This is a genomic window from Marinomonas ostreistagni (assembly GCF_016888445.1).
Classification (GTDB): Bacteria; Pseudomonadota; Gammaproteobacteria; order Pseudomonadales; family Marinomonadaceae; genus Marinomonas; species Marinomonas ostreistagni.
The window spans coordinates 173698-198049 of sequence record NZ_JAFEKF010000003.1; the positions used below are offsets into that span (position 1 = coordinate 173698).

Annotated in this window: 18 protein-coding genes and 1 tRNA gene; 14 read left to right on the forward strand and 5 right to left on the reverse strand. The window is 48.0% G+C overall.

Annotated features, from left to right (window positions below; genetic code table 11):
• Positions 1-119: 119 nt before the first annotated feature.
• The 11 genes from JQX58_RS10570 to JQX58_RS10620 all read left to right on the forward strand — a co-directional run bounded on the left by JQX58_RS10570 (position 120) and on the right by JQX58_RS10620 (position 15908).
• The gene (locus tag JQX58_RS10570; protein WP_204146829.1) at positions 120-1373 is read left to right on the forward strand and encodes a sarcosine oxidase subunit beta family protein; all 1254 of its coding nucleotides are present in this window, start codon (positions 120-122) and stop codon (positions 1371-1373) included.
• A gap of 16 nt (positions 1374-1389) precedes the next feature.
• The gene (locus JQX58_RS10575; RefSeq protein ID WP_115467714.1) at positions 1390-1674 is read left to right on the forward strand and encodes a sarcosine oxidase subunit delta; all 285 of its coding nucleotides are present in this window, start codon (positions 1390-1392) and stop codon (positions 1672-1674) included.
• An 11-nt stretch (positions 1675-1685) separates the two neighbouring features.
• A complete protein-coding gene (locus JQX58_RS10580) occupies positions 1686-4703 on the forward strand; it encodes a sarcosine oxidase subunit alpha (protein ID WP_204146830.1) in 3018 nt (1005 codons plus the stop codon).
• A complete protein-coding gene (locus tag JQX58_RS10585) occupies positions 4696-5349 on the forward strand; it encodes a sarcosine oxidase subunit gamma (protein WP_204146831.1) in 654 nt (217 codons plus the stop codon). The genes JQX58_RS10580 and JQX58_RS10585 overlap by 8 nt, the downstream gene beginning before the upstream one ends.
• A gap of 61 nt (positions 5350-5410) precedes the next feature.
• The gene (gene purU / locus JQX58_RS10590) at positions 5411-6277 is read left to right on the forward strand and encodes a formyltetrahydrofolate deformylase (protein ID WP_204146832.1); all 867 of its coding nucleotides are present in this window, start codon (positions 5411-5413) and stop codon (positions 6275-6277) included.
• Positions 6278-6434: 157 nt separating this feature from the next.
• Positions 6435-7814 carry an L-serine ammonia-lyase gene (locus tag JQX58_RS10595; protein WP_204146833.1) on the forward strand — a complete coding sequence of 460 codons (1380 nt, stop codon included), beginning with the start codon at positions 6435-6437 and terminating at the stop codon, positions 7812-7814.
• A gap of 186 nt (positions 7815-8000) precedes the next feature.
• Positions 8001-8750 (forward strand): electron transfer flavoprotein subunit beta/FixA family protein, encoded by a 750-nt coding sequence (locus tag JQX58_RS10600; RefSeq protein WP_204146834.1) that lies wholly within the window; start codon positions 8001-8003, stop codon positions 8748-8750.
• Complete coding sequence (locus JQX58_RS10605) at positions 8750-9679, forward strand: electron transfer flavoprotein subunit alpha/FixB family protein (protein ID WP_204146835.1); 930 nt, start codon at positions 8750-8752, stop codon at positions 9677-9679. The genes JQX58_RS10600 and JQX58_RS10605 overlap by 1 nt, the downstream gene beginning before the upstream one ends.
• Before the next feature lie 25 nt (positions 9680-9704).
• The gene (locus JQX58_RS10610; RefSeq protein WP_204146836.1) at positions 9705-11330 is read left to right on the forward strand and encodes an electron transfer flavoprotein-ubiquinone oxidoreductase; all 1626 of its coding nucleotides are present in this window, start codon (positions 9705-9707) and stop codon (positions 11328-11330) included.
• A gap of 204 nt (positions 11331-11534) precedes the next feature.
• Entirely contained in the window at positions 11535-14879 is a 3345-nt protein-coding gene (locus JQX58_RS10615; protein ID WP_204146837.1) for an MHYT domain-containing protein, read from the forward strand.
• Between the two features lie 9 nt (positions 14880-14888).
• The gene (locus JQX58_RS10620; protein ID WP_204146838.1) at positions 14889-15908 is read left to right on the forward strand and encodes an HD domain-containing phosphohydrolase; all 1020 of its coding nucleotides are present in this window, start codon (positions 14889-14891) and stop codon (positions 15906-15908) included.
• Here the strand turns inward: JQX58_RS10620 and JQX58_RS10625 are convergent.
• From JQX58_RS10625 to JQX58_RS10640, 4 genes are all read right to left on the reverse strand, one after another.
• Complete coding sequence (locus JQX58_RS10625) at positions 15905-18178, reverse strand: sensor domain-containing diguanylate cyclase (protein ID WP_204146839.1); 2274 nt, start codon at positions 18176-18178, stop codon at positions 15905-15907. The two genes, JQX58_RS10620 and JQX58_RS10625, sit on opposite strands and share 4 nt — an antisense overlap.
• 199 nt (positions 18179-18377) lie before the next feature.
• Positions 18378-18608 carry a hypothetical protein gene (locus JQX58_RS10630; RefSeq protein ID WP_204146840.1) on the reverse strand — a complete coding sequence of 77 codons (231 nt, stop codon included), beginning with the start codon at positions 18606-18608 and terminating at the stop codon, positions 18378-18380.
• A 213-nt stretch (positions 18609-18821) separates the two neighbouring features.
• Complete coding sequence (locus tag JQX58_RS10635; RefSeq protein WP_204146841.1) at positions 18822-20327, reverse strand: ABC transporter substrate-binding protein; 1506 nt, start codon at positions 20325-20327, stop codon at positions 18822-18824.
• 188 nt (positions 20328-20515) lie between these two features.
• Positions 20516-20592 (reverse strand) — tRNA-Arg (locus JQX58_RS10640).
• A gap of 273 nt (positions 20593-20865) precedes the next feature.
• Between JQX58_RS10640 and JQX58_RS10645 the strand changes: the two genes are divergently transcribed.
• Complete coding sequence (locus tag JQX58_RS10645; RefSeq protein WP_204146842.1) at positions 20866-21576, forward strand: dienelactone hydrolase family protein; 711 nt, start codon at positions 20866-20868, stop codon at positions 21574-21576.
• A gap of 128 nt (positions 21577-21704) precedes the next feature.
• Positions 21705-22373, forward strand: a complete 669-nt coding sequence (locus JQX58_RS10650; RefSeq protein WP_204146843.1) for a glutathione S-transferase — start codon at positions 21705-21707, stop codon at positions 22371-22373.
• A 16-nt stretch (positions 22374-22389) separates the two neighbouring features.
• Here the strand turns inward: JQX58_RS10650 and JQX58_RS10655 are convergent, their stop codons facing one another.
• Complete coding sequence (locus tag JQX58_RS10655) at positions 22390-23697, reverse strand: methyl-accepting chemotaxis protein (protein ID WP_204146844.1); 1308 nt, start codon at positions 23695-23697, stop codon at positions 22390-22392.
• Between the two features lie 202 nt (positions 23698-23899).
• Here JQX58_RS10655 and aroQ point away from each other — a divergent pair, with 202 nt between their 5' ends.
• The gene (aroQ, locus tag JQX58_RS10660) at positions 23900-24349 is read left to right on the forward strand and encodes a type II 3-dehydroquinate dehydratase (RefSeq protein WP_204146845.1); all 450 of its coding nucleotides are present in this window, start codon (positions 23900-23902) and stop codon (positions 24347-24349) included.
• The last annotated feature ends 3 nt before the right edge of the window (positions 24350-24352 follow it).

The following is a 24352-nucleotide window of genomic DNA, read 5'->3' on the forward strand; positions in this document are numbered from 1 at the left end:
AATCACCGCAGTGAAAGAGCAAGTAAAAGCGCCTTCGCGCCGACTACCCAGTCTATCGCTAGTATTACCACTTTGTAATGCAGTCCTCAGAGGGGCTGCCATGATAAGGAGCTGACACAATGCAGCAGTATTCCGGATTTGGCTTGTTAAAGCACAGTCTAAGCCATCATGAAAATTGGCAGCGGGTTTGGCGCAACCCGACACCGAAAAAGAAATACGATGTCATCATCGTCGGTGGTGGTGGTCACGGTCTGGCCACTGCATACTACCTAGCCAAAGAACACAACATCACTAACGTTGCTGTGATCGAGAAAGGCTACCTTGGTGGTGGTAACACAGCGCGTAACACAACTATCGTTCGTTCTAACTACTTGTGGGACGAAGCTGGTCGCTTGTACGAACACGCTATGAAACTGTGGGAAGGTCTTTCTCAAGATCTTAACTACAACGTGATGTTCTCTCAGCGTGGCTGTCTAAACTTAGGCCACACGCTACAAGATATGCGTGATATCGAGCGTCGTGTAAACGCGAACCGTTTGAACGGTATCGACGGTGAAGTACTGGACGCGAAACAGGTTAACGAAATCGTACCAATCCTTGATTGCTCTGATAACGCTCGTTACCCAGTTATGGGCGCTTCTTGGCAGCCACGTGCGGGTGTTGCTCGTCACGATGCGGTTGCTTGGGGCTTCGCTCGCGGTGCAGACATGCGCGGTGTGGATCTTATCCAACAAACAGAAGTATTAGACTTCATCATTGAAGATGGCACGGTAACAGGCGTTAAGACTGACCGTTACGGCGACATCATGGCTGACAAAGTAGGCTGTGTGGTTGCAGGTCACTCTGGTGTGATGGCGGCAAAAGCTGGTTTCGAACTACCACTTGAGTCTCACCCACTACAAGCCTTGGTATCTGAGCCAATTAAACCAATCCTAGACACAGTTGTTATGTCTAACCACGTACACGGTTACGCATCTCAGTCTGACAAAGGTGACTTGGTAATCGGTGCAGGTATCGATAGCTACCTAGGTTACGGCCAGCGTGGTTCTTACCCAACTATCGAGCACACAGTGCAAGCGATCGTTGAGATGTTCCCAATCTTTAGCCGTGTCCGTATGAACCGTCAATGGGGTGGTATCGTTGATACATGTCCAGATGCATGTCCGATCATCTCTAAGACGCCAGTTAAGAACCTTTACTTCAACTGTGGTTGGGGTACCGGTGGCTTTAAGGCGACTCCTGGTTCAGGTAACGTCTTTGCGGCTTCTTTGGCGAAAGGTGAAATGCATGAGATTGCTGAGCCATTCTCTATGTTCCGATTCCACAATGGCGCGCTGATCGATGAGCACGGCGCAGCTGGTGTAGCACACTAACGGGAGATTCAGTTCAATGTTTTATATTTATTGCCCTTACTGTGGTGAACACCGCGAAGAAGAAGAGTTTCACAACCACGGTCAAGCTCACATCGAGCGCCCAAAAGATCCTGACTCTTGCACAGACGAAGAGTGGGGTAACTACATGTTCTTCCGTAAGAACCCTAAAGGTTTACACCACGAAATTTGGGTTCATGCGGCGGGCTGCCGTAAGTTCTTCAACGTTACACGTCACACCGTAACGTATGAAATCAAAGAAGTTTACAAAATGGGTGAGCAACCTAAAGTGGTTGCGGAGTAAGGGAGCGGATCATGTCTCAAAAAAATCGTCTACAAAGCGGTGGCCGAATTGACCGTTCTAAGCCACTTACTTTTACCTACAATGGTAAACAATACGAAGGCTTCGCGGGTGACACACTAGCGTCTGCACTTCTAGCAAACGGTGTTGACCTAATCGGTCGTAGTTTCAAATACAGCCGTCCTCGCGGTATCGTTGCAGCAGGCGCAGAAGAGCCAAATGCGATCATGCAGCTTGGCGCAACTGAAGCGACACAAGTACCAAACGTACGTGCAACACAGCAAGAGTTGTTCTCTGGCCTAGTGTCTAGCGCTACCAACGGTTGGCCAAGTGTTGAAAACGACGTGATGGGTCTTGTTGGTAAGATCGGTGGCAAGATGATGCCTCCTGGTTTCTACTACAAAACCTTCATGTACCCACAATCTATGTGGGAAACATACGAAACATTTATCCGTAAAGCTGCGGGTCTAGGTCGTTCTCCAAAAGAATACGATCCAGATATCTACGACAAAGTAAACCAACACGCTGATGTTGTGGTTGTCGGTGCAGGTCCTGCGGGTCTATTGGCTGCTCAAACTGCAGCTCGTGGCGGCGCTCGCGTAATCATCGCGGACGAGCAAAACGAGTTCGGTGGTAGCCTATTGTCAAGCAAAGAAAGTGTTGACGGTAAAGCAGCACACGCTTGGGTTGCAAGCGTTGTGAAAGAGCTAGAAGCGAACGAAAACGTTATCGTTCTACCTCGCTCTACTGTGAACGGTTACCACGACCACAACTTCCTAACGATCCACGAGCGTCTAACTGACCACATCGCTGATCGTGCACCAAACGGCCAAGTGCGTCAGCGCTACCACCGTGTTCGTGCAAAATGGGTTGTGCTAGCGACAGGTGCGCACGAGCGTCCACTTGTATACGGTAACAACGATGTTCCAGGTTGTATGGTTGCAAACGCTGTTTCAACTTACATCAACCGTTACGGCGTTGTACCAGGTAACGAACTTGTGCTGATGACAACGAACGACAATGCCTACCGTACTGCCATTGATTGGCACGATGCAGGTCGTAAAGTTCAAGCAATCGTTGATACGCGTAAGAACCCAACAGGTGCACTAGTTGAAGCAGCGCGCGAGCGTGGCATCACAGTGATCGCTGGTTCTGCAGTAATCGACGTTCAAGGTAGCAAGCGTGTAACAGGTGTATCGGTTGCACCAATCAGTGAAGACGGCTCTAAAGTGACTGGTTCTGTGAAGAAACTAAGCGCTGATACAGTAGCGTCTTCTGGTGGTTGGAGCCCAGTTATCCACCTATCTTGCCACACTGGTTCTAAGCCAGTATGGAACGAAGAAGTGCTTGGCTTCCTACCTGGTAAAACAGTACAGAAGCAACTTACTGCGGGTGCAATCAACGGTACATTTAACACTGCCGGTGCCCTAGAAGAAGGTAAGAAAGCAGGTCTTGAAGCATTGGAAAAACTAGGTCTTAGCGCTGTAGAAGTTGCTGTTCCAGCAACAACTGAGCAAAAAGAGTCTAAGCCAATGGCGTTGTTCCACGTGCCACACACGAAACCAACGTCTCAAGCACCTAAGCAATTCGTTGACTACCAAAACGACGTAACAGCTGCTGGTATCGAGCTTGCTTGTCGCGAAGGTTTTGAGTCAATCGAACACGTTAAACGTTACACTGCAATGGGCTTTGGTACTGACCAAGGTAAATTGGGTAACATCAACGGTATGGCAGTAGCGGCGAAGGTTCTTAACCAGTCTATCCCTGAAACAGGTACGACAATCTTCCGTCCTAACTACACACCAATTACATTTGGTGCGATTGCTGGCCGTGATTGTAAAGATCTATTTGATCCAGAGCGTTACAGCGCGATGCACAAATGGCACCTAGAGCACGGCGCTAAGTTTGAGGATGTAGGCCAATGGAAACGTCCTTGGTACTTCCCGAAAGCGGGCGAGTCTATGCAGCAAGCTCTAGACCGTGAGTGTTTAGCGACACGTGAGTCGATCGGTATCCTTGATGCATCGACACTAGGTAAGATCGATATCCAAGGTAAAGATGCGCGTGAATTCCTAGGTCGCGTATACTCTAACGCTTGGGCGAAACTACCTGTTGGTAAATGTCGTTACGGCCTAATGCTGAAAGAAGACGGCATGGTATTCGACGATGGTGTAACCTCTTGTCTTGCTGAAAACCACTTCTTGATGACAACAACATCAGGTGGTGCGGCAACTGTTTTGAACTGGTTAGAGTTCTACCATCAAACAGAATGGCCAGAGCTAGAAGTGTACTTCACTTCTGTAACTGACCACTGGGCGACTATGACAATCTCTGGTCCAAACAGCCGTAAGCTGCTTGAAGAGCTAACTGATGCAGACGTATCAAAAGACAGCTTCAAGTTCATGGACTGGAAACCAATGACTGTTGCAGGTGTTCCAGCACGTGTATTCCGTATCTCATTCACTGGTGAGTTGTCTTTCGAGATCAACGTACAAGCGAACTACGGTATGCATGTTTGGGAGAAACTGTTCGAACACGGCGAGAAGTACGACCTAACACCATACGGTACTGAAACCATGCACATCCTTCGTGCAGAGAAAGGTTTCATCATCGCAGGTCAGGACACTGATGGCTCTGTTCACCCATACGATTTAGGCATGGGCTGGGCTGTTTCTATGAACAAACCATTCAGCTTCATCGGTAAGCGTGGTATGCAGCGTGAAGACTGTGTTCGTGCTGAGCGTAAGCAAATGGTGGGTATTAAGACGATTGATCCAAACATTGTATTGCCAGAAGGTGCTCAGGGTGTATTTGACCCAACTGCGCCAATCCCAATGCCAATGGTTGGTCACATCTCTTCTAGTTACTGGAGTGCGTGCCTAGGCCGTTCAATCGCGCTAGGTTTCGTTAAAGGTGGCTTAGACAAGATGGGTGAAAAAGTATACTACCCACTTGTAGATGGTCGTATCGTTGAAGCAGAAATCTGCAGCCCAATTTTCCTAGATCCAAAAGGGGAACGTCAAAATGTCTGAGGTTAAACAAGAAGCAGCAACTGTATCGTACATGGAACAGTTGGCTGATGCTTCAATCCAAGGCCAGTCGCCACTGTTTCACGCTGACCTAGCAACAGTTGCTAAGAGCGGTCCTAAAACAGGTGGTGTTACATTCAAAGAAGAAGCGTTGATGGGTCACATCACACTTCGTTTGAATGCAGAAAACGCTGACCAGTTGAAAGCAGCAGAAAAAGCGTTGGGTGTGGCTCTGCCAACTCAACCGCTAACATCTGTTGAGAAAGGTGATGTATCGGTTCGTTGGATTTCTCCAGACGAGTGGTTAGTTATCGTTCCTGGTCTAAAAACGTTCGAAGTAGAGTCAGCTCTACACAACGAACTAAGCGGCCACTACCAAGTAGTGAACGTAAGCGGCGGTTGGACGATCTACAAGCTATCTGGCGCCAACGTATTGGACGTACTGAAAAAATCTACTATCGTAGATGTACACCCAAGCGTGTTCCCAGTAGGCAAAGTTGTTTCAACTGCCTTCGCGAAGAGCTCAGCGATCATTCGCCGCTCTGGTGAAAGCGAATTCGAATTGGTAGTCCGCCGCAGCTTTGCTGACTACCTATGGCTATGGATTCAAGACGCAAGTCGTGAATTCGGCCTAGTTGTCGAAGCGTAATACTGCCCCACAATAGGCCGACCATTCTGGTCGGCCTTTTTATTTCCAAAGAGAACTTCCTATGAAAGCAACTACAAAACCATGGATTTTCACTGCCAGCTGCCCAAGTGTTCTTGGCACTGTGGATGTCGTAACTCGTTACATGGCTGAAACCGGCAACTACATTGACGAAATCCATTCTTTTGACGATCGCGAAGCCAATCGTTTTTTCATCCGTGTTGAGTTTTACCCTCAATCAGCGGATTTTACTGCTGAAGAGTTCAAAGCTGAATTCGCGTCTCGTGCTAAGCAGTTTGAAATGGACTGGGAACTCACCCCACCAAACCATCGCCCTCGTGTTGCAATCATGGTGTCAAAGTACGATCACTGTCTAAACGATCTACTTTACCGCTACCGTACAGGTCAGCTAAATATTGAAGTACCGGTGATTATCTCTAACCACCCAGATTTAGAGTCATTGGCTGAGTGGCATAACATCCCTTACTACCACTTGCCGATCACTGCAGAGACAAAGCAAGAGCAAGAAGCAAAGGTTCGTGAATTAATCGAACAGTACGATGCTGAGCTTGTGGTACTAGCCCGTTACATGCAGGTATTGTCATCAGAAATGTGTCAGTATCTAGATGGTCGTGCGATCAACATTCACCACTCATTGCTACCAGGCTTTAAGGGCGCACGTCCTTACCACCAAGCATGGGAGAAAGGTGTGAAAATGGTCGGTGCTACGGCACACTACGTGAACGATGACCTTGATGAAGGCCCAATCATCGCACAAGGCATCCAGACAGTAGATCACGCTCACTACCCAGAAGACTTGGTTGCTAAAGGCCAAGACATTGAACGTGTTACCTTGTTCAATGCGATTAAATGCCACGTTGAAAAGCGCGTCTTCCTAAATGGTAAACGCACTGTAGTATTTGGTCGTTAGAATAACGTCGCTAAACGTTTACTATTCTGGTTATCCCTCCATTTAACCATGTCGTTTATAGCCAAAATGTAGTCGAGGCCGTTGCCTCGGCTACTTTTTTTGGTAGCTATACTGTTGTTTGAATTCATTTTCCGTTTAGGAAGCGTCTGGAGGCATTATGTCTATCAGTGTTTTTGATCTCTTTAAAATCGGCATTGGTCCATCAAGTTCTCATACGGTCGGCCCGATGGCCGCTGCGGCTGACTTTGTCGACGTACTCAGTGAGCGTGCGCTAACCAAAGACTGCGCGCGTATCAAGGTTGAGCTGTATGGTTCGTTAAGCGCTACAGGCGTAGGTCACGGCACCGATAATGCTGTGGTAATGGGATTAATGGGCGAGCGTCCTAACACCATCAATCCAGAAGGGTTGGATGAGTGCATCGCTAATCTGAAAGCTAGCAATCGTTTGTTGGTGGCGCCCGAGCATGAGATCGAATTCATTTGGAACCGTGATATGTTATTGCTTGAAGAAGCTTTACCTTATCACCCAAATGCGATGCGTCTTTCTGCCTACGATGCATCAGAAAACGTGTTATATCAGAATACTTATTATTCTATCGGTGGCGGTTTTGTCATCGATGAGTCGCAAGCGACCGAAGATGCGCGCCTAGTGCCGAAAGTCGAAGTGCCCTATACCTTTAAAAATGCTGTCCAGCTATTGCAGTTGTGTAAGGACAATAACTTACGCATCAGTGAACTGATGATGGAAAATGAAAAAGTATGGCGTACAGAAGAAGAGGTGCGTGCAGGTCTCTTGGACATTTGGCGTGCGATGTACGACTGTATCCAAACAGGACTTGGTCGTGAAGGTAAACTGCCGGGCGGTTTGAATGTTCGTCGTCGAGCGAAAACGCTACATCAATCATTGATCAGTGCCACCACTCCCAACATCATCAGCTCAACTTTGAGCGCGATGGACTGGGTCAACTTATATGCGTTGGCGGTCAATGAAGAAAACGCGGGTGGCGGTCGCATGGTAACGGCGCCGACTAACGGCGCTGCGGGTATTATTCCAGCGGTCTTGATGTACTACATGGAATTCATGCCAAACCCTAGTGAAGATCAAATAGTTGACTTCTTCCTAGCCGCAGCGGCCATCGGCGCTTTATGTAAGCTGAACGCATCGATTTCTGGTGCGGAAGTAGGTTGTCAGGGCGAAGTCGGTTCGGCTTGTGCTATGGCCGCAGCAGGACTTTGTGAAATCTTGGGCGGCACACCAGCGCAAGTGGAAAACGCCGCTGAAATCGGTCTTGAGCACAACCTTGGCTTAACGTGTGACCCCGTCGGCGGGTTGGTGCAAGTGCCTTGTATTGAGCGTAATGCCATTGCCGCGATGAAAGCCATCAATGCGACGCAAATGGCGCTGCGCGGTGACGGTGAGCACTTTATCTCACTTGATAAAGTGATCCGCACCATGCGTGATACAGGTAAAGACATGCAAGACAAATACAAAGAAACCTCGCGTGGAGGTTTGGCGGTCAACGCCATCGAGTGCTAATCCTCTGACAGGGATTAAAAAACCCCTTACGACAAGGTCGTAAGGGGTTTTTTTATGTCCGGACAATAGTCTCGCACCAATCTGTCAGTGTAATTAGCGCTAAATGTTATTGCAGAAATACCCCCTAAATACGACTCTTTAACTGTATATGACGTTTATTGTTATCAGAATCTGAGGGTAGCGATTATGAAGATATTGGTCGGAGTCAAACGCGTAATCGATTACAACGTAAAGGTACGCGTCAAATCGGATAACAGCGATGTGGATTTAAGCAACACAAAAATGGCCATTAATCCATTTTGTGAGATAGCGGTTGAAGAAGCCATTCGCCTTAAAGAAGCCGGTATTGCCGACGAGGTGATTGCCGTGAGTGTGGGCAGCAATGCTAGCCAAGAGCAGCTGCGTACGGCTTTGGCATTGGGAGCAGATCGCGCCATTTTGGTTGAAACGGAGGGGGTTGTAGAGCCGCTGAACGTTGCCAAGGCGCTGGCGCAAATTATGGCCCAAGAGTCGCCGGACCTAGTGATTCTAGGCAAACAATCCATCGACTCTGATAACAACCAAGTTGGGCAAATGTTGGCGGCGTTGACGCAGCGCCCACAAGGTACCTTTGCTTCTAAGGTATCGATAGCAGATGGTTCGGTCAGTGTGACTCGCGAAATCGATGGTGGCTTGCGCACGGTAAAACTGACGATGCCAGCCATTGTGACCACCGATTTGCGACTGAACGAACCACGCTTTGCTAAGCTACCTGACATTATGAAGGCCAAGAAAAAGCCGCTCGATACCACTACTTTTGAGCAGCTTGGCGTAACCCCTAAGCAGCATATTCAGCTTGATAAAGTAGAAGCACCGGCCGCCCGCCAAGGTGGTATCAAAGTAAGCTCGGTAGATGAGTTGATCGAGAAACTGAAAGACGAAGCGAAGGTGATCTAATGACGACTTTACTGATTGCGGAACACAATGGCTTAGAATTAACGTCTGCCACCTTGAGTGCTTTAACCGCAGCACGACAGTTGGGTGGTGACATCACACTGCTGGTTGCAGGCGACAATGCCCAAGCGGCCGCAGAGCAAGGTGCTCAGTGCGATGGCGTCAGTAAGGTCTTATTAGCCCAAGACGCTAGCTTAGCGCATGATTTAGCCGAAAATTTAAGTGCTCTGATTATGGCAATAGCCGATGGTTTTTCTCATATCATGGCGCCTGCCAATTCGGTGAGTAAAGAGACCTTACCGAGAGTGGCTGCGCTGTTGGATGTGGGGCAGTTATCCGACATTACGGCGGTATTAAGTGACGACCAGTTTCAGCGCCCCATTTATGCCGGCAATGCGATTGCCACAGTCACTTCTCACGATGCAGTGAAAGTCATCACGGTGCGTGCGGCGGCGTTCGATAAAGCTTCTCTATCAAGGGGGACGGCCAGTATCGAGACGGTAGAGGTGCCAGCTGATACGGCCCTTTCTAGCTGGGTAAACGACGAGCTTACTGAGTCAGAGCGTCCCGAGCTGACCGCTGCAGAGCGTATTGTTTCGGGTGGTCGCGGGGTCGGCAGTGGAGAGAACTTCGCCTTATTAGAAGCGTTGGCCGATAAGCTCGGTGCGGCGGTGGGGGCCTCTCGAGCCGCCGTTGACTCAGGCTTTGTGGCCAATGATATGCAGGTTGGTCAAACCGGTAAAATCGTGGCGCCAGATCTGTATATGGCATTCGGTATTTCAGGGGCGATCCAGCATTTGGCAGGGATGAAAGACTCTAAAGTTATCGTTGCAGTTAATAAAGACGAAGATGCGCCTATTTTTCAGGTGGCTGATTATGGCTTAGTCGCCGACCTATTTGATGTGTTACCCGAGTTGACCGAAAAATTATAACAAACACCAACAGAGGAGTGCGGTCATGCGTGAATCGATGGAATTTGATGTCGTTATCGTTGGGGCGGGGCCTGCGGGGCTGGCCACGGCGATCCGCTTAAAGCAACTCGACGCGGATCTGAATGTGTGCGTGTTGGAAAAAGGGTCGGAAGTAGGCGCACACATTTTATCTGGCGCGGTGTTAGAGCCACGAGCGCTTAATGAATTGTTGCCTGACTGGCAAGCTTTGGGCGCGCCACTCAATACGCCCGTGACACAAGATCGCGTTTACCTGCTCAAAGAAGGCGAGATCGGTAAACAAATCCCGCATGGGTTGCTGCCTCGCTCGCTAAAAAATGATGGCAATTATGTAATCAGTCTAGGTAACTTATGTCGCTGGTTGGGCCAACAAGCGGAACAGTTAGGCGTGGATGTATTTCCAGGGTTTGCTGTGGCAGAGGTGCTTTATCACGAGGATGGCAGCGTTAAAGGCGTTGCTACAGGGGATATGGGCGTATCCGCTAAAGGCCAGCAGCTGGCAACGTATACTGAAGGCATGGAGCTACATGCCACCTATACTGTCTTCTCGGAAGGTTGTCGCGGCCATCTTGGTAAACAACTGATCGACAAATTTGATCTCGCCCAAGGTTGCGATGCCCAGCATTATGCGATCGGCATCAAGGAGCTATGGCAGATTGATCCTGAAAAACACGAGCCTGGTTTAGTCTTACACGGCAGTGGTTGGCCGTTAGAAGAGGCCAGTGGTGGATTCTTTTTATACCACGGTGATAACCACCAAGTTGCCGTCGGGTTGATCGTTGATTTGAATTATCAAAATCCTTGGCTGAGCCCTTATGAAGAGTTTCAGCGTATGAAGCATCATCCGCTGTTTAAGCAATATTTAGACGGTGCCGAGCGCATCTCTTATGGTGCTCGGGCCATCACCAAAGGGGGCTGGAATGCTTTGCCGAGTATGACCATGCCAGGTGCCTTAATTATAGGCTGTGATGCGGGCACGTTAAATGTCGCCAAGATCAAAGGTACGCACACGGCAATGAAGTCCGGGATGTTGGCTGCAGAGGCCATTCACAGTGTACGTGCTGAGCCTGCGTCGAAGCTTGAGCAGACGTTTGCCGATTTATTTGACCAGTCGTGGTTAAAAGAAGAGCTGTTTGGCAGTCGTAACTTTGCTCCAGCAATGCACAAGTTTGGCTCTTTTTGGGGCGGAGCCTACAACTTTATCGAACAAAACTTGTTAGGTGGTAAAAGCCCGTTTACCTTGCATGACGATACGCCAGATTACGCGCAAATGCAGACGATTGATCAGTTTACCAAGATTCGTTACCCCAAACCGGATGGTAAATTGAGCTTTGACCGCTTGTCATCGGTGTTTTTGTCCAATACTAATCACGAAGAAGATCAGCCTTGTCACTTAGTGTTAGCTGACGAGAGTATCCCAACGGGCAGCAATTTATCGGACTATGCAGAGCCTGCCCAGCGTTATTGTCCGGCTGGTGTGTACGAAATTGTTGAAGGCGATGAAGGCCCTAAATTTGTGATCAATGCGCAGAACTGCGTGCACTGTAAAACCTGTGATATTAAGGATCCTGCGCAAAATATTACTTGGGTGACACCAGAAGGAACAGGCGGGCCGAACTATCCGAATATGTAGCGGTCTAATCCCATGAATCGTTTTCTTTGTATGTTGATAGCCAGCCTTGTGCTGGCTTTTTTTTGTCTGCGCGAGTAGCACAAGTAACATAGAGAGGAACAATGACACACTATGCGTTACATATTAGAACAAGAGTGATAAGGTCTGATAAACAAATTTGCGCTACGCTAAATCATATAAGTTACAGTTGAGCTGCCTTCCCTAATGACTTGGTTGTCTAATTTTTTTGTTACCGATCTTTCCTCTGCGACCTTGATTCAAGGTCACTACGATCCTTTTTTGGTTGTGCTATCAGTGTTAATTGCCAGTAGCGCATCTTTCTTTGCCTTGAGGCTCGCCGAAACCGCGCGTCATATTGAAAACGAGCAGCATCGACGTATCGCGATGGTCACTGGAGCAGTGATTTTAGGCGGTGGTATTTGGAGTATGCATTTTGTCGGCATGCTGGCGTTTAATATGCCTCATCAGATCGATTACGATTTACTGCTCACGATTGTTTCTTTAGTACCAGCCTTTATCGCCAGTTTAAGCGTATTGAAATCGCTCATACGTGAAAGAGACTCGCTTAAAGTTATTATAAAAAATAGTTTAATTGTCGGCGCTGGTATTGGGGGTATGCATTATATTGGCATGGCCGCCATCGATATGAATCTGAGCTTGCGCTATAACCCTTATCTGTTTGCCATGTCGATCTTTGTCGCGGTGACCTTAGCTGGAGTGGCACTGTTGGCACGCCGTGCCATGAAGCAAGCGTTTCCCAATATGCCGACCATACGTATCAAAATGATCATTGCCAGCATTATGGGGATGGCGATTTCTGGTATGCATTACACGGGGATGTCGGCGGCCTATTTTATACAAGAGGCGGGTAATTCAGTGCCGTTGCGGCCCCTAGAAGATAACTCGGAGCTTGCTTATGCCGTGTCAATTTTCTCATTTTTGATTTTTATCTTGGCTTTGAATGTCAGCTCGCAACTGCGCTATCGCCAATTATTAATGGAGCGCACGGCAAGTGAGGCGCGCAATCAAGCGATTTTGAATACTGCCACAGACGCAGTATTTACTTTAAATAGCCGTGGCATCATTCAAGAATTCAATGCTGCAGCAGAACAGATTTTTGGCTGGCCTGAAGCACAAATCAAAAACCAATCCGTACGTGTTTTATTCCCCAATGAAGCTGATCCACAATATGACGGCTTTTTGGTGGAGTATTTTGCGTCAGGGCAGCAGGAAATCGTTGGCCGTAGTAAAGAAATCTTAGCGTGTCATCGCAACGGTGACACCTTTCCTATTCAGTTAGGCGTAGGGCGCATTAACTTACCGAGTGGCGAGTTACTGTATGTAGGCTTTGCCTCAGATATATCTGAGCGTAAGAACATGCAGGCGCGGATCAGTAAAAGCGAAGAGCGCTTAAGCTCGTTGATACGCAATATTCCAGGCGTATCGTTTCGCTGCTTGTTAGATGAGAATTGGACGCCGCTGTTTTTGTCAGAGGCTATTTATGAACTCAATGGCTACCATGCGGAAGACTACTTATCTGGGCGTTTAAGTTTTGGCTCTTGGGTGCATGAAGATGACATCGAGCGCGTGATCGCTTTTTTTGAAGAGGCCGTAGGAACGAAAGACGCCTATGAGATCGAATACCGTGTGATCCATAAGCTTGGGCACCTTATCTGGGTGCTAGAAAGCGGTACCATTGTCTATGATGAAGCGCGGCAAGCCAAATGGTTAGATGGCGTTATGCTCGATATTACCTCACGTAAAAATATGGAGCAGGAACTTCGAGAAGCGAAGCGTAAAGCAGAGGAAGCGGCGGAAGCCAAAGCATCATTCTTGGCCAATATGAGTCACGAAATTCGTACCCCGATGAACTCGATTATCGGCTTTAGTGATATTTTGCTGGATTCGGATTTACCTGCAGATAACCGCAAACACTTGCAGACCATAAGTCAGTCGGCTCGCTCTTTACTGCATCTGCTTAATGATATTTTAGACAGTGCCAAGCTTGATAAACAAAAACTCGAACTAGAAATCGTACCTTTTAAAGTGTCTACCTGTGTTGATACGGTGATCTCGACGCTGTGGCTACAAGCCAGAAACAAAGGCTTAGCACTGAACCTTAAAGTAAGCTCAGATTTACCCGCAGCACTTTGGGGTGCAGAAGATCGTATCCGCCAAGTACTGATGAATCTAGTAGGGAACGCCATTAAATTTACCGAGACGGGGGCGGTGGAACTTGAGGTAAGTCCGATCTCTGAGCGCTCTGACTGGGTGCGTTTTAGTGTGCAAGACACGGGGATTGGTATTGCGGCTGATCGTTTAGAAACCGTATTTGAAGCCTTTACTCAAGCAGACGCTTCAATGAGTCGGCGCTTTGGCGGCACCGGATTAGGAACCTCGATTTCCAAGCAATTGGTAGAGTTAATGGGGGGCACAATCCATGTAAGCAGTCAGGTAGGAAAAGGCAGTTGTTTCTACTTTGACTTACCCCTCAAAGAAGCGCCTGAACAAGAAGTAGAACATAGCCATAGTGTGCTGCAGTTACCGCCGCTAAGTGTGTTGATTGCTGACGATATCGAAGAAAATATTACGCTTTTGAAAATCTTGCTGAGTCGTCAAGGACATAGCGTATGGGTGGCTAAGGATGGTGTAGAAGCGGTATCAGTGTGTAACGCTAAGCGTCCAGATGTTGTGCTGATGGACATACAAATGCCAAATATGGATGGCCTTGAAGCATGTCGACAAATCAGGTCCTATGAGCAGCTCCATGAGCTTAAGCCAGTGCCAGTTATCGCTTTAACGGCCAGCGTACTGCTTGAAGATCGTCTTGAGGCACAGCAAGCCGGGATGACTGGGTTTGCTAATAAACCGGTAGATATGGCGTTACTGACCCAAGAGATGGCCAGAGTATTGGAATTGGACTCGAGTACTTTGCTCAGCGCACAGCAGCAGGCACCGGATACAGGTTATCGTTTCAACGTTATCCATGTGAGCAAAGGGATGGAACTGTGGGGGGATTATCAGCTGTTTGCGCAAGAGTTGATTAACTTCTATCACAAACACCAGACTTTGGTTGAGGATTTGCAGGAATTTGTCACACAGCAAAACTGGGAATCCTTGGCCTTAAGAGCCCATGCACTAAAAGGGCTGACTGGAAATTTTGCATTATTGCCGCTGTATCAGTGCTTTACGGCTTTAGAAAAGTCCGTTAATGCTTATCGGCTGAGTGACATGCAAGCCAAGCTAACGGAGCTTGCACGGTTATGGCAAGATTTTAGCCAAGATATTGAGCTGTTAAGCTCGCACCTGCCGCGCGAGCAAGATATCACCCAAGTCAGCATGAGTCAGCAAGAGATGATTGAGCAGCTTACTGAATGGCTGTATATCACTGAGTCAGGTGAAATCGACGATGACTTAGCAGAGCGTCTGTTGGGCGCGGTAAAGGGTGACGTGGCCGTAGCGGTGAACCGAGCGACTCAAGCCATTGATGAGTTTGATTTTGAAAAAGCTGCATTGCACATTAGAGAAGCCAGGGCTGGCCTTAAATAGGTATCAATTATGTCATTATTAATCAAACAACAGCCGCGTATCTTGGTGGTCGATGATGAGCCAGCCAATCTAAAAGTGCTGCGCCAAGTGCTGCAAGATCAGTATCGATTGTCGTTTGCACGTTCAGGTAAAAGTGCTCTAGAACTGATCGAAAAGGAACCCGTTGACCTTATCTTGTTGGACATCATGATGCCGGATATGACAGGTTTTGAAGTGTGTCAGCAACTCAAAGCCGATAGCACTTTGCGCCAAGTACCGGTCATATTTGTGACGGCCCTGCGTGACACCATTGATGAAGAAAAAGGTTTTGAGCTGGGAGCGGTGGACTACATAACCAAACCTATTGTGCCAGCGATTGTGCGAGCACGGGTGAAAACGCATTTGTCCTTAGTACAAGCGGAAGCCTTGCGAGAAACCCAGATTGATTTGATCCAGCGCTTGGGGCGTGCGGCAGAATATAAAGACAATGAGACCGGTATGCACGTGCAGCGTATGAGCCGTTATTCTTATGTATTGGCACGCGCCGCTGGGATCGATGATGAATCGGCTAATGAGTTGTTGTTGGCTGCGCAAATGCATGATTTGGGTAAGATTGCCATCCCCGATAATATCTTGCTTAAGCCTGGGCGCTTGGACGATGATGAGTTCAAGCAAATGAAAACCCATGCCAAGATTGGCGCCGACATTTTAGCCAATCCTCGCTCGCAATTGGTGGCATTAGCACGCTCGATAGCCATTACCCACCACGAACGCTGGGATGGTGCTGGGTATCCTTATGGCTTAAAAGGCAGCGAAATTCCATTAGAAGGACGTATTGCTGCCATTGCCGATGTGTTTGATGCTTTGACCAGTGAACGACCTTATAAGCAGGCTTGGTCGGTAGACGAAGCGGTTGCATTACTTCGTGACGAGTCTGGCAAGCACTTTGACCCTGAGTTAGTGGAGCTGTTCATTGAAAACATGGATGAAGTGCTGAGTATTAAGGCTAAATTTGCTGAGCAAATCAGCCTCAATCGAGAGACGGATTAGACGCTCCACACCAACTTGTTACGACCAGTTTCTTTGGCTTTATACAAAGCATGATCGGCTTGATTTAGGGTTTGATCGGCCGAGTGCGTGCTATGTGGCGCTACGCCAATACTGATAGTGATGGCAATATGGCCCTCGTCGATCGCAATAGAGCGCTCAGCGACTCGTAAGCGTAGTGCTTCTAGTAATGCTTCGGCACCTACTTTATCTAGACCATGAAGCACCACGGCGAATTCCTCTCCCCCCATCCGTGCAATAAAATGCTCATCCCCTAGCACTTCTTGCATGGCGTGCGTTAGAGACTTGATAACCTTATCACCCATATCGTGACCATAGGTATCGTTGACCTGTTTGAAAAAGTCGATATCCAGCATGGCAAAAAAGATGGGTTCCTCAGCCGATAAAGAGGCAGTGTGATCAATGAAAGCGCGGCGATTGTGCAGCCCAGTCAGAGCATCGGTCATCGCCATACGGGTTAATTGATCTTCTGCAGCGATGCGTGCTTTTTCCAATTCAATGGCATAGAACAGGCCTGCCAGAGCATCTAAAAGAGGGCGCAAAAAAGCCGCATCTTCTTGGGTATAGTCACTGAATTTATTGGCCAAGCCGACCATGCCGACTAAGCCGCCTTGCTGTTGAATCGGTAGCCCCATAAAACGATAAATAGGCGGGTGGCCACTGGGCGTGCCGCGAGAAGCATGATGGCTGTTTGGTTTATTACTGATCACCGTCTGTTCGGTTTTGATCACTTCACCGAATAAATTATCGAACGAGTCAAAATACAGCTTACGGTCTTTATACAAGCTGATCAAAGCTTCACTGGCGCTGTTCCAGCTGAGCTCAGAGATTGCATGAATGAACAAGCGCTGACGCCCGTCTTCAATCAACACTTGGCCAATGAAAGCAAATTGACTGTCAGCGATTTCGATAAGCTCGGGCAAGATTTTTTGACAGGCGCCAGGTAGGTCATGTGTTTCTAGATAAGCAGCACGAGCTTTATCGATAAAGCCAAGCAACTGTGTTTGTTTGTGTTGATGAATTTCAATGTGCTTGCGTTCGGTGATGTCGCGGTGGGTGCCAGCAATACGTGTGACTTCTCCCATTTCATCACGCTCCACCACGCGGCCATAGGTTTCAATCCAGACCCAGTGACCCGCTTCGTGCTTCATACGATAGATGGCTGAGTAAACGCTTGATTCACCATTAATATGGGCTTTGAGCTTTTGTAAGACCTCAGCTAGATCGGCTGGGTGAATACGCTGCTGCCAAAAATGATTACTGCCGTCGTAAAACTCGTATTCGACGCCGATGATTTCACACCAGCGACGGTTGACAGAGGTGCTCTCGGTGGCGGCATCGTAATCCCATGTGCCAAGTTCTGATGCTTCAAGCAGCAGGTGCATACGGCGGTTCGCTTCATTGAGACGATTTTCGATATAGCGTTGTTGGGTATTGTCTGTGGCAATCGCTTGAATAGTATGTAAGCGCCCATCTGTGTGATAGAAGGCTTTACTTAACAACCGAATCCAAACTTTTTTCGAGGCTTTATACAGCTCTAAGTTGGTCTCAGTAGTTTCGACACCACTAAGATGGTTTTGCAGCATGAAGTGAAAGTCTTCTTGGCTTGGAACGGTCAAAAACGATTCGAAATTTTGATGGTTATGGATCAAATGATCGTAAGAAAGCCCGAGGACTTGCTCCACATTACGGGTCACGCTTTGCAGTGTTAGGCCATTGCGGTAATGCCAGTTGAGCATGACCGCCGCCGATTGGTCCAGTAGACTGTGCTCTAAACGTAGTTGATTATGTTCACTGTAGAGTTTTAAATGATGGCTGATAAATTGCCCTAACTCTTCCAGTTGTGTGGCTTGCTCTTTGGTCAGGCTGCGAGCTTGATAATCCATGATGCATAAAGAGCCTACCGTGACATCGTCAATGATAACGGGGGTGCCCGCGTAAAACCCAAGAGTCGGTGTTGTTTTTGCCAGTGGCAACTCCAAAAATCTCGGGTCCTTGGCTAAATCCTCGATAATGATTTGCTGCTCGTTTAAGAGCACATACTGACATAAGGTGTTTTCGATCGGCAGTGAATCCACCGCTAAGCCCACGCGACTCCGAAACTCTAAATTGCCTTCATTTTTAACAGCGACCAAGGCAATGGGCACATCAAAAGTACGTGCCAAGGCTTTGAGAAGCGCGTCTAGCTCAGGCTCTGGGGCTTGGGCAAGGTTATATTTATCAACTAGGTCTTGCGGGGTGGCTAATGTCATGGAAAAGCTCAGCTAAAAGAGAACATCATACTGTTAATCTAGTATATTTTAGCTTTGTCTGATGCCAATACTGTATTAGCAAAATACTACAAAGCTGCCGTTTGCCGTTACAAACTCGCTCAATCTTTTCCTTGTTTGATTGAGCGTGGAGCAAGACCTTGAGTATAGAGGTTGACTTAATTCTGCGCTAAAGCGCTAGTTATTTGCTGACCACCATCACCGGAGAAGCACTTTGCGGCACGGTAGAGGTGATTTGTTTAGGGCGATAGCCTAGTAGGTGAAAGCGTGACAATAATTCACTTTGCTCTTTTGAGGTGAGTGTCACGACATCGGCTTTGCCGAACATGTCTTCGAGTAAACGTGTGTAGGATGCATCATCGATCCCAAGTAGTTCCTTGCCGAGCTGAATCGCAGCTAACGGGTTGTCCATAATACGTATCCATCCTAACTTTCATTGATTGTTTTTTGAGCCGTATCATGCCGTTAAAGGGCACGCTTGTCATGTGTTATATGTCAAAGTTTGGCCAGTCGCTGAACTTTTTTTGACGGGCGAGACTTTACGCTAAGCCTGCGTGCATAGTGGGTCAGAAAAGAGAATAGGTTTAGAATAAAATGCGCACGTTTGCTGTGTTTTTGATTTCAATCAGGGGCGGAAGCGAATTTCTTCTAAGGGTAATTCAGAGTTGGTCTTGATAGAAGGCGTGAAGTCTAAGCGCTCAGCAATGCTTGAAAAGCCCACCATATGGAATAAGAACACGTCTGCGACGATGGTTTCATGAACATACTGAAACACCGGACGCCATAGGCGTGCTCGCTCCGTGCCGACAGCTGAGGCAGCTAGCTGAATCATATTGTCGAGTTTGGGGTCGCATAAGCCTGATTGCGCACCATCGCAAGTATATTTCCAAATCATCGAAAAATAAGGATCACCAAGACTGTTATCGTGCTGCGCCATGATCATTTGCGGCTTTCTAGGCTCGGCAAAAGGTTTGGTGTAATAGTCAATCCATGGGCCGATATCATACATCTCGAGGCGCACATTGAGTCCTACATTACGAAACATCTGTGCCAAATTTAAATTGATTTCTAAGGCGTTTGGAAAATTGCCACGTCGACCGATCAAGACAATCTCTTGGTCCACATCCACGCCGTCATCGCGTGCGTCTTGCAACAAGGCGCGCGCTTGGTCTGGATCATAGGGCCAAGGGTTTAAAAAACGGTTCCAACCCAGTGTAGAAGGCGGCACTATGTGCGTTGCCACGACCGCAGCAGTGGGCACTAATGCGCCAATAAAACTTTCACGGTCAATGGCCAGATTTAAGGCTTTACGTACCCGTATATCGTTAAGTGGCGCGCTAAAGTGATCTAGGCGTAAATAGACGGTCTCTGAATTAGGGTAGGCAAAGTCAGTGCTGTTATCAGTTTTTATCTGATCTTGAGGGAGCTGTGGGGCGATATCCGCTGCACCGGTTTGAATCATGTTTGCACGCTTTTCAGCATCACTTTCATAAAGGTAAATCGCTTTATCGACCTGTGGTTGTGGCCCCCAATAGTCAGAGCGACGCGAGAGCAAGATGGGGGTGCCTGGCTGCCAAGGCTCGACGATGTAAGGACCTGTACCAATTGGCTGATTGGTAAACGCGATCGGTGTGGACGACGGCACTATGGTCAAAGCTGATAATAGCAGTGGCAAAATAGGCTGTGGTTTAGCGGTAATGAACTGAATACGATGCTCATTGATCGGCTTCACGGTTATGTTCATGTCGCTGAAATAACGGTGTTTAAGCTCGCAGGCAATAGTGTTGGACATGACTCGCATGAAGGAGTGCGCGACATCTTCGGCACTAAAATTCGAGCCATCAGAAAAAGTGACTCCTTGGCGTAATTCAAACTGCCAAATGGTAGGAGAAAGCTGGGTCCAATCCGTCGCTAAACGCGGCTCTAGAGTATTGAAATCAGGATCGACCGTGAGCAGCGTTTCACTGATATTTTGTAGAATGACTCGTCCAACGTCAGAGCGCGAGCTCATGCATGGTTCTAGAGAAAGCAGTGGCTCGCTAAGCACAATACGCACCGTATCCTGCGCCGCTGCGTAGGGCACCATCAGGCACATTATCGTTGAACATAGCTTAGCAAACACTTGTTTCATGGCACTTACAACCTTGCTAAGGGGAGCTTGCCTAAGTGTCAAAACATGGCAAACACACAGGTAGATTGTTTGAGTATAGGTTCGTTTCTAGAAAATAGAGCAAAGTGCGGCGCTTGTCGTGTACTTCAGTGTTGCGAATTGTAGCGGCCTAAATGCGGGGGAGAGCTCGTTTATGTGAGCTTGAGGAATGGCCCGCCCTAGAGGATTTGAACCTCCGACCTCGCCCTCCGGAGGGGCGCGCTCTATCCAGCTGAGCTAAGGGCGGTCATTGCTGATAAGCGGCGAATTATAAGAGGTTGTGGCGCCTGACTCAAGGGCGTTATCAAGATGGGCATGAAAAGTCAGTGGCGCTTGAGTGGTTTGCAGAAAGTGCGTCTCAAGTTGTTTAAAAAGTGATCTATAAATAAGTCTAATACTGGATTAAATGACAGTTAGTTTGCTAAATTATGGAAAACTCATGGATCACTATGACCAGACTTGATGTATTGTTGACGTTCTCTTTATAGTGCCAGCCAATTATTCAGTAAGGGGAGTGAATATGTCAGCTGAATTCGATAAGCAGTTTGTGACCGGCGTAAAGCGTGCCCATTCACACGTAATGTGGGACGACGAATCATCCGATGTCCATGTGGTTATTTGGCCTACTTGGAGTGGCTTAAGCGATTTTGAAAAAAGCTTTGCAGAAGATGTCGCCAGCTGGGGACATGCTGTCACCGCGGTCGATCTATACGGTGTTGGCAATAACCCCACTGAGCTGCAGGACAAAGTCGATACTATGACTGCTTTAGTGGCCAACAAAGATGACTTGATCCGTCTACAAGCGGACATTACTCAAGAAATCGCCGATGTGCATCCTCGTAAAAAACTGGTCCACGTTGGCTTCTGTCTAGGTGGGCGTTTGGCGATTGAAGCTGGACTGCATATTCCCTCGACTAAAGGGGCAGTAAGCTTCCATGGTTTGATGAGCTTCTTTAGAGCTGACAGCCCTGAGCAGGCTAATCGCGATGTACAGTTACTGATTTGTAATGGCTACCAAGATCCGATGGTCGATGTCGAATCCGCTGATAACGCCCGTGCGTATTTAGATGATTTAGGAATTGATTGGCAGTTCGTCGATTTTGGTCAAACTAAGCATTCTTTTATGTTGCCAAGTGCTAATGCGCCTCAAGATGGCCATGCGTTTAGTCCAGCGGCCAATGCCCGCGGACGCCATTATTTACGTTTCTTCTTGGACCAGATTGCTAGTTAAGTCGTTGGCTCAAACCACTAAAAAGCAGTCTTAGCGAAGCTAGGGCTGCTTTTTTTGTTTTATAAGGGAAAAAAGATCTAGCCAAGCGGTTGGCGCGTACAAGTCACAAAGAGATCAAGGAGATTCTTATGCTAGTACTGCACCATTTAGAGAACTCGCGTTCACAACGTATTGCATGGGCATTAGAAGCGTTAGGCGTGGAATATGCGATAGAGACCTACCAACGTACGCCTGATAAGGAAGCTCCTGCAACGTTAAAACGCGTACACCCCTTAGGTCATGCACCGATCTTACAAGACGGTGAGCTGGTGCTAGCCGAATCTGGTGCGATCTTAGAGTACCTTGCCGAAGCGTATGACGAGAAACAAGTCCTGAAACCTGCTGCTGGAGACAAAGAAGCGATTGTTAACTATCGCTATTGGCTGCACTTTGCCGAAGGCTCGTTTATGTCTTTGTTGATAATCATGATGTTGTTTAAGAATATCCCCAAGCAGCCCATGCCATTTTTTGTCAAACCTGTCGCCAAAGGCATTAGTAGTAAGGTGATGGAGAAGTTTGTCGATCCGCGCCTTAAAGACATGTTGAGCTACATTGAAGATCATTTGAATCAACAGCACTGGTTTGCAGGTGCACAGGTCAGTGCTGCCGACATTCAAATGAGTTTTCCTGTACTGGCTTTAAGTCAATCGATGGACTTGGCCCAATACCCAGCCATCGAACGCTGGCTGGGCCAAGTGCGCAAAGAGCCTGCGTATCAACGTGCTGCGGCCAAAGTAGGCGAGTTTAAGCCTTTTTAGCCGCTAGATAGTCGGGTTAGTTGGATGAATCCACCAAATCTCCGACGACCTTGGAGACGTGCTCAGCGCCTTTAAGAATCTCATCAATAATGCCTGCGGCCTCTAGAATTCGCTCTGAGTTATTGGTTGCTTGGTCGTTGACTTTGGCCATACTAGTCTTGGTATTGGCCACCAGTTGCGTGTTTTTTATCACCATACTGCTGATTTCTTCGGTGGACTTACTCGTACGGGCTGCAAGGGTGCGCACTTCGTCAGCGACCACGGCAAAACCACGACCATGCTCGCCTGCACGGGCCGCTTCGATAGCTGCGTTGAGCGCTAATAGGTTAGTTTGATCAGCAATCGCGCCAATGGTGGTGACGATTTTATCGATCTCTTCTGACTGATGATTCAAGTCCTCAACCAGCTGCGCTGACGATTTGATATCGGCAGTGATGCGTTCGGTGCTTTCTACGGTCTGTTTGAGCAGTACCGCGCCACGTTCAGACACCTGTGCAGTCTCTACGGAGGTGCTATGCGCCACTTCTGCAGCGTGTTGGATGCGCTGTTGGCGCTCGATGCGAGCGGTAATATCCGAGGCAACTTTGACGATTTTGATGATCTCGCCATTTGGGCTGTAAACCGGGTTATAGGTCGCTTCAATCCAGATGCGTGAGCCATCTTTGCGTTTACGGTCAAACAATCCTGATTTCACTTCGCCGCGGGCGAGATCTTGCCAAAAGTTAGGGTTCTCTTGGTAAAACTCATCAAAGCAAAACATACGGTGATGCTTATTCTGTATGTCTTTTAATGAGTGGTAGCCCAGTGCATTAAGAAAGTTGTTATTGGCGGTAATAATGGTGCCATCGGTTTGAAATTCGATGGTGGCATTGGAGCGGTCGATAGCATTCAAAATCGCTTCTTGCGCCAATTCTCTATTTTTATCCGCGGTGATGTCAGCGGCGATTTTAAATACTTTAACTACTTCACCTTTGTGTTTTACAGGGAAGTAAGTGGCTTCGATCCAGAGATCGCTGCCATCGCTACGACGACGTAAAAACTGGCCTTTGTGGCAGTGTCCTTGACTTAAATGCTTCCAAAAGGAAGCGTATTGGATCGAGTCCGCTTCCGCTGGTTGGCATAACATACGGTGGTGCCGGCCTTGGATTTCGTCCAGCTCATAGCCGACGGCGTCTAGGAAATGTTGGTTAGCGCTAAGAATTTCACCCGATGGGGTGAAGCTAATGGTAGCGCAGCAGTTGTTCAAAGCGTCCAGCAAGTCTTGGTTATCGTCTAAGTCATTGGCCGCTTCTTGCGGCACAGCTTTTTTGTAAAATGAGAACATGATGGCACACCTCCAAGCGGCTTTATCTGACACAAGGTTACGCCACCCGATCAACTGTTGGGGTAATGTTTTGTATGTTTTTTGAACGATGTTGGTGCTGCTTCGTAAGCAAGGTGTGCTACCTAGGTGGGCTTTATCTTAGAGTGACTAGTGCTATAGTGTGCTTCTTATTTGAAAACAACAGGCAACCTGTGGAGCAACCATGTCTAGTATTATGATTTTAAATGGCCCTAACTTGAATTTATTGGGACAGCGAGAGCCGGAACAGTATGGCCATGAGACGCTAGCGGATGTGGAAGCCATGTGTCGTGTCGAGGCGGAGAAATTAGGTTATGGCATCGACTTTCGTCAGTCCAATCATGAAGGTGTATTGATTGATGCCATTCATGAGGCGGGGCAGCTTATTAAAGCGGGCAAGTTGTTAGGTGTGGTGTTTAATCCTGGTGCCTACACACATACTTCGATTGCTTTGCACGATGCTATCAAGGGTGCGGAAGTGCCGGTAATTGAAGTGCATATCTCTAATGTACACGCGCGTGAAGCGTTCCGCCATCACTCCTACATTTCACCTTGTGCCGCTGGTATCGTGGTTGGCATGGGCAGCTATGGCTATGTGCTAGGTCTACAAGGCTTAGTGCACAAGTTGGCGTGATAG